Annotated in this window: 13 protein-coding genes, 1 tRNA gene and 1 other RNA gene; 11 read left to right on the forward strand and 4 right to left on the reverse strand. The window is 73.6% G+C overall.

The genetic code is table 11. From position 1 onward, the window contains the following. The first annotated feature begins 28 nt into the window (after nucleotides 1–28). Nucleotides 29–550, forward strand: a complete 522-nt coding sequence (locus KPL57_RS34340; protein WP_226354747.1) for a DinB family protein — start codon at nucleotides 29–31, stop codon at nucleotides 548–550. A 74-nt stretch (nucleotides 551–624) separates the two neighbouring features. Here the strand turns inward: KPL57_RS34340 and KPL57_RS34345 are convergent. After that, a tRNA-Ser gene (locus KPL57_RS34345) sits at nucleotides 625–712 on the reverse strand. An 80-nt stretch (nucleotides 713–792) separates the two neighbouring features. On the opposite strand from KPL57_RS34345, the gene ffs reads away from it, so the two are divergent. Continuing rightward, nucleotides 793–887, forward strand: an RNA gene (gene ffs / locus KPL57_RS34350) — signal recognition particle sRNA small type. A 51-nt stretch (nucleotides 888–938) separates the two neighbouring features. Next, the gene (locus KPL57_RS34355; protein WP_226354748.1) at nucleotides 939–3,470 is read left to right on the forward strand and encodes a DNA polymerase III subunit gamma and tau; all 2,532 of its coding nucleotides are present in this window, start codon (nucleotides 939–941) and stop codon (nucleotides 3,468–3,470) included. A gap of 36 nt (nucleotides 3,471–3,506) precedes the next feature. On the opposite strand, the gene KPL57_RS34360 is transcribed toward KPL57_RS34355, so the two are convergent. After that, nucleotides 3,507–4,310 (reverse strand): N-acetylmuramoyl-L-alanine amidase, encoded by an 804-nt coding sequence (locus KPL57_RS34360; RefSeq protein WP_308253067.1) that lies wholly within the window; start codon nucleotides 4,308–4,310, stop codon nucleotides 3,507–3,509. 127 nt (nucleotides 4,311–4,437) lie between these two features. Between KPL57_RS34360 and KPL57_RS34365 the strand changes: the two genes are divergently transcribed. Next, nucleotides 4,438–4,752 (forward strand): YbaB/EbfC family nucleoid-associated protein, encoded by a 315-nt coding sequence (locus KPL57_RS34365; RefSeq protein ID WP_060713646.1) that lies wholly within the window; start codon nucleotides 4,438–4,440, stop codon nucleotides 4,750–4,752. Nucleotide 4,753: 1 nt separating this feature from the next. Further along, on the forward strand, nucleotides 4,754–5,371 hold the full coding sequence (gene recR, locus KPL57_RS34370; RefSeq protein WP_062399547.1) for a recombination mediator RecR: 618 nt from the start codon (nucleotides 4,754–4,756) through the stop codon (nucleotides 5,369–5,371). Between the two features lie 119 nt (nucleotides 5,372–5,490). Here the strand turns inward: recR and KPL57_RS34375 are convergent, their stop codons facing one another. Further along, nucleotides 5,491–5,694 carry a hypothetical protein gene (locus tag KPL57_RS34375; protein ID WP_226354749.1) on the reverse strand — a complete coding sequence of 68 codons (204 nt, stop codon included), beginning with the start codon at nucleotides 5,692–5,694 and terminating at the stop codon, nucleotides 5,491–5,493. 246 nt (nucleotides 5,695–5,940) lie between these two features. Here KPL57_RS34375 and KPL57_RS34380 point away from each other — a divergent pair, with 246 nt between their 5' ends. The 6 genes from KPL57_RS34380 to KPL57_RS34405 all read left to right on the forward strand — a co-directional run bounded on the left by KPL57_RS34380 (nucleotide 5,941) and on the right by KPL57_RS34405 (nucleotide 12,739). Continuing rightward, on the forward strand, nucleotides 5,941–6,861 hold the full coding sequence (locus tag KPL57_RS34380) for a helix-turn-helix transcriptional regulator (RefSeq protein ID WP_226354750.1): 921 nt from the start codon (nucleotides 5,941–5,943) through the stop codon (nucleotides 6,859–6,861). Nucleotides 6,862–6,990: 129 nt separating this feature from the next. Beyond that, nucleotides 6,991–8,628, forward strand: coding sequence for an ABC transporter substrate-binding protein (locus KPL57_RS34385; RefSeq protein ID WP_226354751.1), 1,638 nt, complete (start codon nucleotides 6,991–6,993; stop codon nucleotides 8,626–8,628). Between the two features lie 76 nt (nucleotides 8,629–8,704). Then, a complete protein-coding gene (locus KPL57_RS34390; RefSeq protein WP_062399555.1) occupies nucleotides 8,705–9,709 on the forward strand; it encodes an ABC transporter permease in 1,005 nt (334 codons plus the stop codon). Next, nucleotides 9,706–10,632, forward strand: a complete 927-nt coding sequence (locus tag KPL57_RS34395; protein WP_226354752.1) for an ABC transporter permease — start codon at nucleotides 9,706–9,708, stop codon at nucleotides 10,630–10,632. Before KPL57_RS34390 ends, KPL57_RS34395 begins: the two co-directional genes overlap by 4 nt. After that, nucleotides 10,629–11,639 carry an ABC transporter ATP-binding protein gene (locus tag KPL57_RS34400; protein WP_304580126.1) on the forward strand — a complete coding sequence of 337 codons (1,011 nt, stop codon included), beginning with the start codon at nucleotides 10,629–10,631 and terminating at the stop codon, nucleotides 11,637–11,639. Before KPL57_RS34395 ends, KPL57_RS34400 begins: the two co-directional genes overlap by 4 nt. Beyond that, nucleotides 11,636–12,739 (forward strand): ABC transporter ATP-binding protein, encoded by a 1,104-nt coding sequence (locus tag KPL57_RS34405; RefSeq protein WP_226354753.1) that lies wholly within the window; start codon nucleotides 11,636–11,638, stop codon nucleotides 12,737–12,739. The genes KPL57_RS34400 and KPL57_RS34405 overlap by 4 nt, the downstream gene beginning before the upstream one ends. A 49-nt stretch (nucleotides 12,740–12,788) precedes the next feature. Here KPL57_RS34405 and leuA read toward each other — a convergent pair whose 3' ends face one another. Then, complete coding sequence (gene leuA / locus KPL57_RS34410) at nucleotides 12,789–14,585, reverse strand: 2-isopropylmalate synthase (protein ID WP_226354754.1); 1,797 nt, start codon at nucleotides 14,583–14,585, stop codon at nucleotides 12,789–12,791. Nucleotides 14,586–14,659 lie beyond the last annotated feature (74 nt).

A 14,659-nucleotide genomic window follows, 5' to 3' on the forward strand; every position in this document is an offset into this window, starting at 1 on the left:
CGGCGTGCGCCGGTGCGATGGTCGGACGATGCAGCGGACCCGCACCGATCTCCTGCACCGCCAGTTCGACCTGATCTGGGCCCTGTTCGACCACCACCTCGAGCGGCTGGGCGACGACGACCTCCTCTGGGAGCCGGTACGCCTGTGCCGGACCGTGCGCCGGTCCGAGGACGGCACGTGGCTCCCGGACTGGGCGGAGCCGGAGCCCGACCCGGTCCCCGTGCCGACGATCGCCTGGGTCACCTGGCACATCGGCTGGTGGTGGTCCGTCACGACGGACCACCTCCGGGGCAGGCAGCCGCGGGAGCGCGCCGAGGTGGTGTGGCCCGGCGACGCCGCGTCGACGGTCTCCTGGATGCGCGAGCTGCACGACGGCTGGAAGGCGGTGCTGGACGGCCTGACCGACGACGACCTCGCCGCCGGGGCGACGTTCCCGTGGGAGGAGGGTGCGGACATGGCCGTCGGTGACACGCTGACCTGGGTGAACACCGAGCTGACGAAGAACGTCGCCGAGCTCGGACTGCTACGCCTGCTCCGCGCCGCCGGCTGAACGAGCGCCATCGGGCCCCGGCCGAACGCCGGGGGCTCCGCGTGGGAGCCGCCCGGCGTTCTGCCTGTTCAGGCTGGCGGAGGATACGGGATTTGAACCCGTGAGGGATTGCTCCCAACACGCTTTCCAAGCGTGCGCCCTAGGCCACTAGGCGAATCCTCCGCGAACGAGGTTACGCGACGCCCTCGGCGATCCGACGCGGCCCCCTCGCCGCCCGACGGCGCCGTCCGTGGCACACTGTCCGTGGACCCCGTGCGGCGTCCATCCTGTGAACTCCCCCAGGGCCGGAAGGCAGCAAGGGTCAACAGGCTCTGGCGGGTGCGCGGGGTCCCCTTCTGTCTCCGAGCGGGTCCCCGAAGTGTCGGACCCCCTGGGTAGCCTTCCCCTCGTGGCTCTGGCTCTGTACCGCAAGTACCGCCCGGCCAAGCTGGCCGACGTCGTGGGGCAGGAGCACGTCACCGAGCCCCTGGCCACCGCCCTCACCGCGGGGCGGATCAACCACGCGTACCTGTTCTCGGGGCCGCGGGGCTGCGGCAAGACGTCCTCGGCCCGCATCCTGGCGCGCTCGTTGAACTGCGAGCAGGGGCCGACCCCGGACCCGTGCGGCGTCTGCAACTCGTGCATCGCGCTCGCCCCGGAGGGGTCGGGCAGCATCGACGTCGTCGAGCTCGACGCGGCGTCCCACGGTGGTGTCGAGGACGCGCGCGAGCTGCGTGACCGCGCGTTCTACGCGCCCGCCGAGTCGCGCTACCGCGTGTTCGTCGTCGACGAGGCGCACATGGTCACCACCCAGGGCTTCAACGCGCTGCTCAAGATCGTTGAGGAGCCCCCGGAACACCTGGTCTTCGTCTTCGCGACGACGGAGCCGGAGAAGGTGCTCCCGACGATCCGGTCGCGGACCCACCACTACCCGTTCCGGCTGATCCCGCCCGGCACGATGCGCGCGCTGCTGGAGAAGATCTGCGGCGAGGAGCAGGTGACCGTCGCGCCGCCGGTGTTCCCGCTGGTCATCCGGGCCGGTGGCGGCTCGGCCCGGGACACGCTGTCGGTGCTGGACCAGCTGCTCGCCGGCGCCGGGCCGCAGGGCGTGACCTACGAGCGCGCGGTCGCGCTGCTCGGGGTGACCGACTCCGGCCTGATCGACGACACCGTCGACGCGCTCGCCGCGGCCGACGGCGCGGCCGTCTACGGCGCGGTGGACCGGCTCGTCGAGGCCGGGCACGACCCCCGCCGCTTCGCCTCGGACCTGCTGCAGCGCTTCCGCGACCTGATGCTCGTGCAGGCCGTGCCGGACGCCGCGGAGCAGGGGCTGGTCGACGGCGCCGCGGACGAGCTGTCCCGGATGGCCGACCAGGCCGCCCGGCTCGGACCGGCCACCCTCACCCGCTACGGCGAGATCCTGCACCAGGGCCTGATCGAGATGCGCGGGGCGACCGCCCCGCGGCTGCTCCTGGAGCTCCTGGTCTCGCGGATGCTGCTCCCGGCGGCCACGACCTCCGACGGCGGGCTGCTCGAACGTCTGGAGCGCATCGAGCGGCGCAACGCGATCGCGCCCGACCCCGCCGGCCCGGCCGACGACGGCGCCGCCGCCAAGCGGTTCGTCCGGCCCAGCGAGCGCCCGGCCGGCTCGGAGCCGACCGGCGGTGCCCCGTCGCGTTCCGCGGAACGCGAGGCCGGGGCCCCGATGGCCGTGCCCGCCCCGGCACCCGCCGCCCCGGAGCCCGAGCAGACCCGGTCGGAGGCGGGCGCGGCGCGTTCCGCGGAACGCGACGACGACGGCCGGGCCACGGCCACCGCCCCGGCCGCAGCCCCCGGCGCGCACCAGGGCGGCGGCCCCCAGGACGGGGACGGCGACGCCCAGGACCGGGGCGGTGAGGCCTCCGGGCGTGGCCCCGCGTCAAACCGTCCGGCGGGCGCCCCGGCACCCCACGCCGAGGAGGCGACCGGACCATGCGGACCGGGCGGGCCCGCGACGGAGGCGGCGTCCCCGGGCAGGCCCGCTGCTCCCTCCGCCGGTACGGAGTCCGGTGCGGAGCGTTCCGCGGAACGCGCTCCGGCGACCGCCGGCCCGGCCCCGGAGGACGGCCCGGGCGCGGGCGGTCGTCGGGCGGACGGAAGCGGGGAGGACGGTCCGGCGGCGGACGGTCGACCGGCGGACGGGCCGGGAGCGGGCGGGGCCGAGGAGCCCGCCGCGCAGGAGGCCCCACCCCGTCGCCCCGCCCCGCCCCGCGACGGCGCCCCCACCGACGCCGTACCGCCGGAGTCGGCGCAGCCGGTGTCGTCGGCGTCGTCGCTGGACGCGACGGCGGTCCGCCGGGTCTGGCCGGAGATCCTCGCCGCCGTCCGCCAGCGCAGCCGCAGCACCGAGGCGCTGCTGGTCAACGCCACCGTCCGGGCGGTCGACGGCGACACCCTGGTCCTCGCGATCGGCGCCCCGCCGCTGGCCCGCCGGCTGTCCGAGGCGCGCAACACCGACGTGATCGCCGATGCGCTGCGCGCCGTCCTCGGGGTCCAGTGGCGGGTCCACTGCGACACCGGGGAGGCCGCGACCGCGCGTCGCGCCGCCACACCGGAACGCGCGCAGCGGGCGGTGCCGCAGCGCCCCTCCCAGCGCGACGCCCCGCAGCGCGAGCAGGGCGGGCGGCCCACCCGCCGTCCCGCGGGGGACTCCGACGTCCCGCTGCCGCCGGAGCCGCCGCCGGAGGACGCACCGCCGGACCCTCGTGAGGCCGGACCGCAGGGGGGCGACGGTCCGGGTGCACGACCCGCCCCGGTACGGAACCAGGCCGCCGAGGAGGAGGACATGCTCGCCGAGGCCGCGGCCGAGGCGGCGTCACCGGGTGCCCGTCGCGACCCCGAGGCCGCCGCGCTGGAGATCCTCACCTCGCACCTGGGGGCACGCGCGATCGACCCGCGCTGACTCCCGGCCCGGGCGGGGTGGCCGGGTCGCGGGTGGTCAGCGGCGCAGCTGCGCCAGCACCGCCGTGGCCACCGCCGCCGCGATCCGGTCCCGCCCGGCTGGGTCGGTGAGCACGGCGGCGTCGCCGGCGTTGCGCATGTTGCCCGCCTCCACCAGCGCGGTCGGCACGGTCGAGGTGTTCAGGCCGGCCAGGTCCTCGCGGCCGTCGAGCCCGTCGCGGCCGATGTAGCCGGCCGGGGCGAACCCGGCCGAGCGCAGCGCGTCCCGCAGCCCGGTGGCCAGGCGCAGCGACGCCGGTCCGGTCCCGTGCACCGCGGGCTCGGCGTAGGCGACGTGGAACCCTCGGGCCGAGGCCGCCGCGCCGTCCGCGTGCAGCGACACGGCCAGCGCCGCACCGGCCCGGCCGCCCGCCGCCCCGCGGGCGTCGACGCAGGGGCCGACGCCGTCGTCGCCGGGGCGGGTGAGCACCACCCGCACACCGGCGGCCTCCAGCCGGGACCGCAGCCGCCCGGCCAGGTCCCAGGTGAAGGTGTGCTCGGCGTAGCCGGCGTTCGTGGACGTGCCGGTCGTGTTGCACGGTTTGGTCCCGCCGCGCCCGTCGGGGACCGGCCGGTTCACCGCGGCCGGGTCCGCGGCGTTGCCGCCGTTGTGCCCGGGGTCGAGCAGCACGACGGGGGCGGGGACCGGCGCCGGGGTGGTGGGCAGCGAGCGGGTCGTCGCGGCCGGCACCGGGGTCGCGTCGACCGAGGGCGGGGCCGGTGCCGCTGCGCCGCAGCCGGCGCACAGCAGCGCGACGACGGCCGGGAGGACGGCTGTGGCGGAACGGATCAGGGCGCGCACGGTCGGTCAGCCTGACACGTCTACCCTGGGAGAAGGACACGTCCGCGCCGGTCGCGCCGGGGAAGCCCCCGATCGCGCGAGCCGGACCCGACAGCGAGGGGTACGCGTGCAACCCGGTCAGCCCGACATGCAGATGATCCTGCAGCAGGCCCAGAAGATGCAGCAGCAGCTCCAGCAGGCCCAGGCCGAGCTCGCGACCGCCGAGGTCACCGGCCAGGCCGGGAACGGGCTGGTCGAGGTCACCGTCACCGCGGGGCTGGAGCCGCGCTCGGTGCGGATCGACCCGAAGGTCGTGGACCCGGAGGACGTCGAGACCCTGCAGGACCTCGTCGCCGGCGCGCTCGCCGACGCAGTCCGCCGTGCGCAGGAGCTGCAGCAGGAGAAGATGGGTCCGCTCGCCGGCGGTCTCGACATGGGCGGCCTGGGCCTCCCGGGCGCCTGAGGTGTTCGAAGGACCGGTCCAGGACCTGATCGACGAGCTGGGACGCCTGCCCGGGGTCGGTCCGAAGAGCGCCCAGCGCATCGCGTTCCACCTGCTCGCCGCGGACCCGGCCGACATCAACCGGCTCCAGGAGGTCCTGCAGACGGTCAAGCAGGGCGTCGCGTTCTGCGACGTGTGCGGCAACGTCGCGTCGGACACCCGCTGCCGCTACTGCTCCGACGCGCGACGCGACCCGACGCTGGTGTGCGTGGTCGAGGAGCCCAAGGACGTCCTGGCCGTCGAGCGGACCCGGGAGTTCAAGGGGCGCTACCACGTGCTCGGCGGCGCGCTCGACCCGCTGGCCGGGATCGGCCCGGACACGCTGCGGATCCGCGAGCTGCTCGCCCGCCTCGGCGGCACCGGTCCGGCGACCGACGAGACCGAGATCTCCGAGGTCATCATCGCGACCGACCCCAACACCGAGGGCGAGGCGACCGCGACCTACCTGGTCCGGCTGCTGCGCGACTTCCCGGGCCTGAGCGTCACGCGGCTCGCGTCCGGCCTGCCGATGGGCGGCGACCTGGAGTTCGCCGACGAGATGACCCTCGGCCGCGCGCTCGCCGGCCGGCGGGCCCTCTAGGCCCCGGACACAGAACGGGCCGGTCCGCCCCGGGCGCGTCGCCCCGGTCGTGACCGGCCACCCGGCGCAGCAACCCCCCGCCGCTGCGCCGTCCTTCCTGGTGGGTCCCGACAGTGGTGTCAGTCGGAATCCTCGTCGCCCCACGCGTCCACGTGGTGCGGCCGGCCGTGGAGCTGGCGCTGCCTGCGCTCCCACTCCCGGCGTCGCTGCTCGGCGATCCTGCGCCACGCCTCGCTCTGGCGCCGGTCGGTCACCCCGATCACGATCGCCGAGACGACCAGCGTGGCCAGCCCCGCCAGGGCCACCGCCACCAGCGCGATCACGGCGACCACCGCCCGGTACGGGCGCTGTGGTGCGTGCCTGTGTGCGGCACCTGCGTCCTGCGGATCATGTCAATCTCCCTTCGTGTGTCGCGGTCGGTCCGTGGTCCCCGGTCGCCACGGTCGGTGTGTCTGCCGTCACGTCCGGGTGACTCCAGGATGCACGACGATGCGCCTCCGTGCAATTGCAGGCACAGGGAATTGCACAGAACTGTAGATTGCACGGCGGGGCCACGGAGGGGGCGCGAGGTGGAGCAGGAGCCGACCGGCGCGCGACGACGGCTGGGTGCCGAGCTGCGCAGGCTGCGCGTCAACGCCGGTCTGAAGCTGGAGGACGCCGCGGGCGGCGTGGGCTGCTCGACGTCGAAGATCAGCAGGCTGGAGAACGGCAAGGGGGTGCCGCGCCCGGCCGACGTCGCCGCGCTGGTCGAGGTCTACGGCGGGGTCGCCGGGGTCGAGGCGGAGATGCTCGAGCGGCTGGTCACCGAGAGCCGCACCCGCGGCTGGTGGGAGCCGTTCACCGAGGGCCTGCGCAGCGACCCGCACTTCCTGCCGTCGCCGGGGCGCTACGCCGCCGCCGAGTCCGACGCGACCGCCGTCGCCGCGTTCGACCTGACCGTGCTGCACGGGCTGCTCCAGACGCCCGCCTACGCGCACGCCGCGCTGCGTGCCCGGCTCCCGGGGCGCCCGGACTGGGAGATCGACCAGCTCGTGCGGCTGCGCGGACGTCGCCACGAGGCGCTCACCGCGACGCCGCCGCTGGTGCTCGACGCCGTCGTCGACGAGGCCGTACTTACCCGCGCGACCGGCGGCCCCGCGGTGATGGCCGAGCAGCTCGACCGGCTGCTCACGCTGTCGGGCCTGCCCGACGTGACGCTGCGCGTGCTCCCGTTCGGCGCCGGGCCGCAGCGGGCGCACGCCGGCCGCTTCGCGATCCTGACCGTCCCCGACGAGCTCGGCCCCGACGTCGTCCACACCGAGGGGCACGCGGGGGAGTCGTTCCTGGAGTCGCCCGCCGACCTGCGCACCTACCGCGAGGTCTTCGACGAGGTCCGGGCCGCCGCGCTCGACGAGGACGCCTCGCGGGCCGCGGTGTCGGCCCACCGGGACGCGCACCGGTCGGCCGTCGACGACGGCCCGGACGAACGGGACGTGCGTACCAGTTCGTAGCACTATCGTGACGCAAGGGTCTACCGGTTGGTAACGGACCGCTATAGGTTTCCCCGTCATCAGGTGTCCTCACGCACACATCGGGTGGACGCCTCTGCCGACGAGGGGACCGGAATGCGCAGACGGTGGATGACGGCGGTCATGGCGGGCGTGCTCGCAGTGGGCATGACCGCCTGCGCGAGCTCGGAGCGCGGAGCGGGTGGCGACGCCGCCGGGGGGACGTTCGTGTTCGGCGCCGCGGGTGCGCCGAAGAACTTCGACCCGATCTTCAACGACGACGGCGAGAGCTTCCGCCCGGCCCGGCAGATGTTCGACACGCTGATCACCTACAAGCCCGGGACCACCGAGCTCGAGCCCGGCCTGGCCACCGAGTGGAAGTCCACCCCGGACGGCAAGACCTGGACGTTCACCCTCCGCGAGGGCGTCACGTTCCACGACGGCACGCCGCTCGACGCGACCGCGGTCTGCGCGAACTTCGACCGCTGGTTCACCATGAAGGGCGCCGCGGCGCAGAGCCAGATGATCTACTACGGCGACGTCTTCGAGGGCTTCGCCAAGAACGAGGGCGACGCCTCGGGTACCCCGCTCTACAAGTCCTGCACGGCGCAGAGCCCGAACACCGCCGTCCTGGCGCTGAACAAGTTCAAGGGCGCGTTCCCGGCCGCCTTCGGCCTCACGTCGTTCTCGATCTCCAGCCCGGCGGCGCTCAAGCAGTACGACGCCGACGCCGTCACCCAGAGCGGTGACTCCTTCACCTACCCCGCCTACGCGAACGAGCACCCGACGGGCACCGGGCCGTTCAAGTTCGAGAGCTTCGACAAGGCGAACAACACGATCACCCTGGTCCGCAACGACCAGTACTGGGGCGAGAAGGCCAAGCTCGACCGGCTCATCTTCAAGATCATCCCGGACGAGAACGCCCGCAAGCAGGAGCTGGCCGCCGGCACCATCGACGGCTACGACTACCCGTCCCCGGCGGACTACCAGACCCTGAAGGACCAGGGCGACCAGGTGCTGATCCGCCAGCCGTTCTCGCTGCTCTACATGGGCATCAACACCAAGAACAACCCGAAGCTCAAGGACCTGCGGGTCCGCCAGGCGCTCGCCTACGCGATCGACCGCGAGTCGCTGGTCCGCACCAAGATGCCGGAGGGCTCCGCCGTCGCGAAGGAGTTCGTGCCGCCGACCGTCGCGGGCTACGCCGACGACGTCACCCAGTACCCGTACGACCCGGAGAAGGCCAAGCAGCTGCTCGCCGAGGCCGGCGCGCAGAACCTGACGCTGAACTTCTACTACCCGACCGAGATCACCCGGCCCTACATGCCGAACCCGGCGGACCTGTTCTCGGCGATGTCGGCGAACCTGAAGGCCGTCGGCATCACGGTCAACCCGGTCGCGCGGCCGTGGAACGGCGGCTACAAGGACGACGTCCAGAAGGCCGGCAAGCACGACCTGCACATGCTCGGCTGGACCGGTGACTACAACGACGCCGGCAACTTCGTCGGCACGTTCTTCGGCCGGGAGAAGGCCGAGTTCGGGGCGCAGGACCCGGCGATGTTCGCCGAGCTGGCCAAGGCCGACGCCATCCCGGACCCGGCCGGTCACGCCGCCGCGTACCAGCAGGCGAACAAGGACATCATGGCCAAGTACCTGCCGGCCGTGCCGATCCTGACCACCGGCCCGGCGATCGTCGTCGGACCGAACGTGCAGGGCGTGATCCCGTCGCCGCTGACCGACGAGCGCTTCGTCTCCGTCAGCAAGAACTGACCGTGCCCCGGGCGCCGCGGAGATCCCGCGGCGCCCGGTCGCGTGTCCCGCCTCCCACCACTGAGGACATCCACGCATGCTGCGCTTCGTCGCGCGCCGCCTGCTCCAGGTCGTCCCGACGCTGCTCATCCTGTCCGTCCTGTTGTTCGCCTGGCTGCGGTCGCTGCCCGGCGGACCGGCCGGTGCGCTGCTCGGAGACAAGGCGACCCCGGAGTCGATCGCGGCACTGAACAAGACACTGGGCCTGGACCAGCCCATCCCGATCCAGTACCTGCACTACCTCGGCCGGGCGCTGACCGGCGACTTCGGCGCCTCCCTCGTCACCGGCGACCCGGTGATCACCGAGCTCGGCCGGGCGCTGCCGGGGACGATCGAGCTGTCCCTGTCGGCGCTGCTGCTCGCCGTCGCCCTCGGGATCCCGCTCGGCTACCTCGCCGCCCGCCACCGCGGCGGGATCTGGGACAACCTGACCATCGTCGGGACGCTGGTCGGCGTCGCCGTACCGGTGTTCTTCCTCGGCTACGTGCTCAAGCAGTTCCTGGCCGTCGACCTCGGCCTGTTCCCGCCGTCCGGGCTGCAGTCGACCGGCATCGACGCCACCTCGGTCACCGGCTTCCCCACCCTCGACGGCCTGCTGACCCGCGAGTTCGACGCCAGCTGGGACTCGCTGCTGCACCTCGTGCTGCCGGCCGTCACGCTGGCGACGATCCCGCTCGCCGTCATCGTGCGGATCACCCGGGCGTCGGTGCTCGACGTGCTGGAGTCCGACTTCGTCCGCACCGCCAACGCCAAGGGCCTCGCGCCGGGCACCGTCCGCGGCCGGCACGTCCTGCGCAACGCGCTGCTGCCGGTCTCCACGACGATCGGCCTGCAGACCGGCCTGCTCCTCGCCGGCGCGGTGCTGACCGAGAAGGTGTTCAACCGGCCCGGCATCGGCACCCTGATCGCCGAGGGCATCGAGCGCCGCGACTACCCGCGGCTGCAGGCCGTGGTGCTGCTCGGCGCGCTGATCTACGTGCTGGTCAACCTGCTCGTCGACCTGTCCTACGCCGTGATCGACCCGAGGGTGAGGCTGCGATGAGCGCACCGACCACCTGGGCGCAGCGGCGGAAGGACCGGATCGACGACACCGCCGGCCGCAGCCTGTCCGCGGACGCGCTGCGCCGGCTGCGCCGCAGCCCCACCGCGATCGTCGGGGCGGTGATCATCGGGCTGTTCGTGCTGGTCTCGGTGTTCGCGCCGCTGCTGGCCCCGCACGACCCGGCCCAGGCGTTCCCGCAGCTGCTCGACCAGCTGCGCCCCGGCTCGATCCCCGGGCCGCAGCCCGGCTTCCTGCTCGGCAGCGACCAGAACGGCCGCGACGAGTTCTCCCGGATGATCCTGGCGTCGCGCCAGACCCTGCTCGTCGGCGTGCTCGCGACTGTGTTCGGGCTCGCGGCTGGCCTGGTCATCGGTGTGCTCGCCGGCGCGTTCGGCGGCTGGATCGACACCGTCCTCATGCGCGTCACCGACGTGCTGCTGTCGATCCCGTCGCTGCTGCTCGCGATCTCGGTCGCGGCGCTGGCCGCCCGGCCCAGCCAGACGACGGTCATCATCGCCGTCGCGCTGGTGAACGTGCCGATCTTCGCGCGGCTGCTGCGCGGGTCGATGCTCGCCCAGCGCGACTCCGACCACGTCCTCGCGGCCACCGCGCTCGGCGTGAGGCGACGGGCGGTCGTGCTGCGGCACATGCTGCCCAACGCGATCGGCCCGGTGATCGTGCAGGCCACGCTGACTCTGGCGACGGCGATCCTCGACGCGGCCGCGCTGTCCTTCCTCGGCCTCGGCGACGCCGACCCGGCCCGCGCCGAGTGGGGCCTGATGCTCGCCTCCGCGCAGCCCTACCTCGACGTCCGGCCCGGGCTGGCGGTCTACCCGGCGATCGCGATCATCGTCGTCGCGCTCGGGTTCACGCTGCTCGGCGAGTCGCTGCGCGAGGCCATCGACCCGAAAGGCCGGCGATGACCACACCTCCGATGAACCCGTTGTTGCAGGTCCAGGACCTGTCCGTGCGCTTCGTGCGGCGGGGTGAGGCCGACGTCGTCGCCGTCGACGGGGTGTCGTTCGACGTCCGCCCCGGCGAGGTCGTCGGCCTGGTCGGCGAGTCCGGCTGCGGCAAGTCCGTGACCTCCCTGGCGATCATGGGGCTGCTGCCGGGCCGCACCCCCCGGGTGGGCGGCTCGGTGCTGTTCTCCTCCGGGGACGAGTCCGTCGACCTGCTCACCCTGTCCGACGCCGAGCTGCGCGAGCGGCGCGGCCGCGACATCGGGATGGTCTTCCAGGACCCGCTCTCGTCGCTGAACCCGGTCGTCCCGGTGGGTGTCCAGATCACCGAGGCGCTCACCCGGCACCGCGGGATGAGCAAGGACGAGGCCCGCACGGAGGCCGTCTCCCTGCTGGAGCGGGTCGGCATCCCCGACCCGGCACGACGCGTGTCGGCCTACCCGCACCAGATGTCGGGCGGGATGCGCCAGCGTGCGCTGATCGCGATCGCGCTCGCCTGCCGGCCGAAGCTGCTCATCGCCGACGAGCCGACCACCGCCCTCGACGTCACCATCCAGGCCCAGATCCTGGAGCTGCTGCGCGAGCTCGTCGCCGAGACGGGAACGGCACTGATCATGATCACGCACGACCTGGGCGTCGTCGCGGGGCTCTGCGACCGGGTCAACGTCCTCTACGGCGGCCGGGTCGTGGAACGCGCGGAGCGGCACGCCCTGTTCGGGGGCCCGCGCCACCCGTACACCTCGGGACTCATCCGGTCGATCCCCCGGCTGGACTCCGACCCCGCCGCGGAGCTGCCCGCGATCACCGGGTCGGTGTCGGACAACCTGCCCTGGGACCACGCCTGCGCGTTCGCGCCGCGCTGCCCGCGGGCGCTGGAGACCTGCACCTCGGTCACCCCGGTGGCCGACGACGAGGCGGGTCGGCTGCTGCGCTGCCACAACCCCGAGCCGATCGGAGCGACGGCATGAGCCCCCTGCTGGAGGTCGAGGACCTGCAGGTCCACTTCCCGATCACCCGGGGTGTGCTGGTGCAGCGCACCGTCGGGCACGTCCGGGCCGTCGACGGCGTCTCGCTGCGGATCGAGCGCGGCGAGACCTACGGCCTGGTCGGCGAGTCCGGCTGCGGCAAGTCGACCCTCGGGCGGGCGATCCTCAAGCTCACCGAGCCGACCGCGGGCACGGTGTCCTTCGACGGCACCGACGTCGCCGCGCTGAAGGGGGAGCCGCTGCGCCGGATGCGCCGACGGTTCCAGATGGTGTTCCAGGACCCGATGTCCAGCCTGGACCCGCGGCAGTCGGTCGGGTCGCTGCTGCGCGAGGGCCTGGCCGCGCACGGGATCGAGGCCGGTCCGGACCGGCTCGCCGAGCTCATGCGCGCGGTCGGGCTGCCGGAGTCCGCGCTGCGCCGCTACCCGCACGAGTTCTCCGGCGGGCAGCGTCAGCGCATCGGGATCGCCCGGGCGCTGTGCGTGGAGCCCGACCTCGTCGTCGCCGACGAGCCGGTCTCGGCGCTGGACGTGTCGGTGCAGGCCCAGGTGCTCAACCTGCTGCGCTCGCTGCAGCGCGAGCTCGGCCTGACCTACCTGGTGATCGCGCACGACCTGGCCGTCGTGCGGCACGTCTCGGACCGGGTCGGGGTGATGTACCTCGGGTCGATCGTGGAGGAGGCGCCCGCCCGCGCGCTCTACGACGGTCCGCTGCACCCCTACACCCGGGCCCTGCTCTCGGCGGTGCCCCAGCCGGACCCGACCGTGGAGGACACCCGCGAGCGGATCCTGCTGTCCGGGGACCTGCCCTCGCCCGCCGCGCCGCCGTCCGGGTGCCGCTTCCACACCCGCTGCCCGTGGCGCCAGGACGACCGGTGCTCCACCGAGCGCCCGCAGCTGCGCGTGCTCGACGGCGACACCTCGGGGCACCGGGTCGCCTGCCACCACGCCGAGGCCGTCCGCGACGGGCGGATCACCCCGCACGAGGTGACCGCGGAGGAGGCCGACGCCGCCGTCGGCCCGGGCAGCGGCCCGGAGGTCCCCGACCAGCAGATCACCCTCGGCGACGCGATCGGCCGCTGACCCGGTCCCCGGCCCGCCCGCACGACGCGGGCGGGCCGGGCCGGAGCGGTCAGCGCAGGGCGCGGTTGATCGCGCTCACGACGCCCTTGAGGCTGGCGCTGGTGATCGAGCTGTCGATCCCGACGCCCCAGAACACTTTCTCCTCGACGGCGCACTCGACGTAGGCCGCGGCGCGGGCGTCGTCACCGCCGCCCATCGCGTGCTCGTGGTAGTCGAGTACCCGCACGTCGAACCCGATCCCGGCCAGCGCGTCGACGAACGCCGCGATCGGCCCGTTGCCAGAGCCGGCGATCTCGTGGAGGTCGGACTCGACGCGCACGGTCGCGACGATCTCGTCGCGGCCCTCGCCGTCGCTGTGGATGCGGTGGCGCACCAGCTTGAGCGGGGTCTCGCGGCCCAGGTACTCGACGTCGAACGCGTCGCGCATGGCCTTGGGCTCGACCTCGCCGCCCTCGGTGTCGGTGAAGGCCTGGATGACGTGGCTGAACTCGATCTGCAGCCGGCGCGGCAGGTCGAGCTGGTGCTCGGTCTTCATGATGTAGGCGATGCCGCCCTTGCCGGACTGGCTGTTGACCCGGATGACGGCCTCGTAGGTGCGGCCGATGTCCTTCGGGTCCACCGGCAGGTACGGGACCTCCCAGGTGTGGTCGGCGACCGGGTGCCCGGCCTCCGCGGCGTCGGCCTCCATCGCGGCGAAGCCCTTGTTGATCGCGTCCTGGTGGGAGCCGGAGAACGCGGTGTAGACCAGGTCGCCGCCCCACGGGTGGCGCTCGTGCACCGGCAGCTGGTTGCAGTACTCGACGGTGCGCCGGACCTCGTCGATGTCGGAGAAGTCGATCTGCGGGTCGATGCCCTGGGTGAACATGTTCATGCCCAGCGCGACCAGGTCGACGTTGCCGGTGCGCTCGCCGTTGCCGAACAGGCAGCCCTCGATCCGGTCGGCACCGGCCTGGTAGCCCAGCTCGGCGGCGGCGATGCCGGTGCCGCGGTCGTTGTGCGGGTGCAGCGACAGCACCAGCGAGTCGCGGCGGGCCAGGTTGCGGTGCATCCACTCGATGGAGTCCGCGTAGACGTTCGGCGTCGCCATCTCGACCGTCGCCGGCAGGTTGACGATCATCGGGTGCTCGGGCGTCGGCTGCCAGATCGCGCTCACCGCGTTGGTGATCTCGACGGCGTACTCCAGCTCGGTGCCGGTGTAGGACTCCGGCGAGTACTGGAAGGTCCAGTCGGTCGCCGGGTACTTCTCGGCGAACTTGCTGACCTCCTCCGCGCCGTCGGTGGCGATCTTGGTGATGCCCGCGCGGTCGGAGCGGAAGACGACCCGGCGCTGCAGGATCGACGTCGAGTTGTAGAGGTGGACGATCGCCGAGTGCGCGCCCTCGCAGGCCTCGAAGGTCCGCTGGATCAGCTCCGGGCGGGCCTGGGTCAGGACCTGGATCTGCACGTCCTCCGGGATCGCGCCCTGCTCGATGATCTCGCGGACGAAGTCGAAGTCGGTCTGGCTCGCCGCCGGGAAGCCGACCTCGATCTGCTTGTAGCCCATGCGTACCAGCAGGTCGAACATGCGCCGCTTGCGCAGCGGGCTCATCGGGTCGATCAGCGCCTGGTTGCCGTCACGCAGGTCGACCGCGCACCACAGCGGCGCGGTGTCGATGACCTTGTCCGGCCAGGTGCGGTCGGGCAGCGAGACCGGCTCGACCAGCTGATGGAAGGGCTTGTACCGGTGGACCGGCATCTGCGAGCCGCGCTGGCGGTTCCAGGCGGGCTGGGCCGCGTGCGGCGCGCCCTCGGGGGTGCGGACGTTGCTGCGGGCGCGGGCTTCGTAGGCGTCGGGAGAGGTGGTCACGGGAATGCTCCGTCGTCGTGCCGTCGTGGCGACCGGCGGACACGCGAAACCCCGCGACGAGGGGCCGGTCGGTT

It is taken from the genome of Pseudonocardia sp. ICBG601 (genome assembly GCF_020496245.1).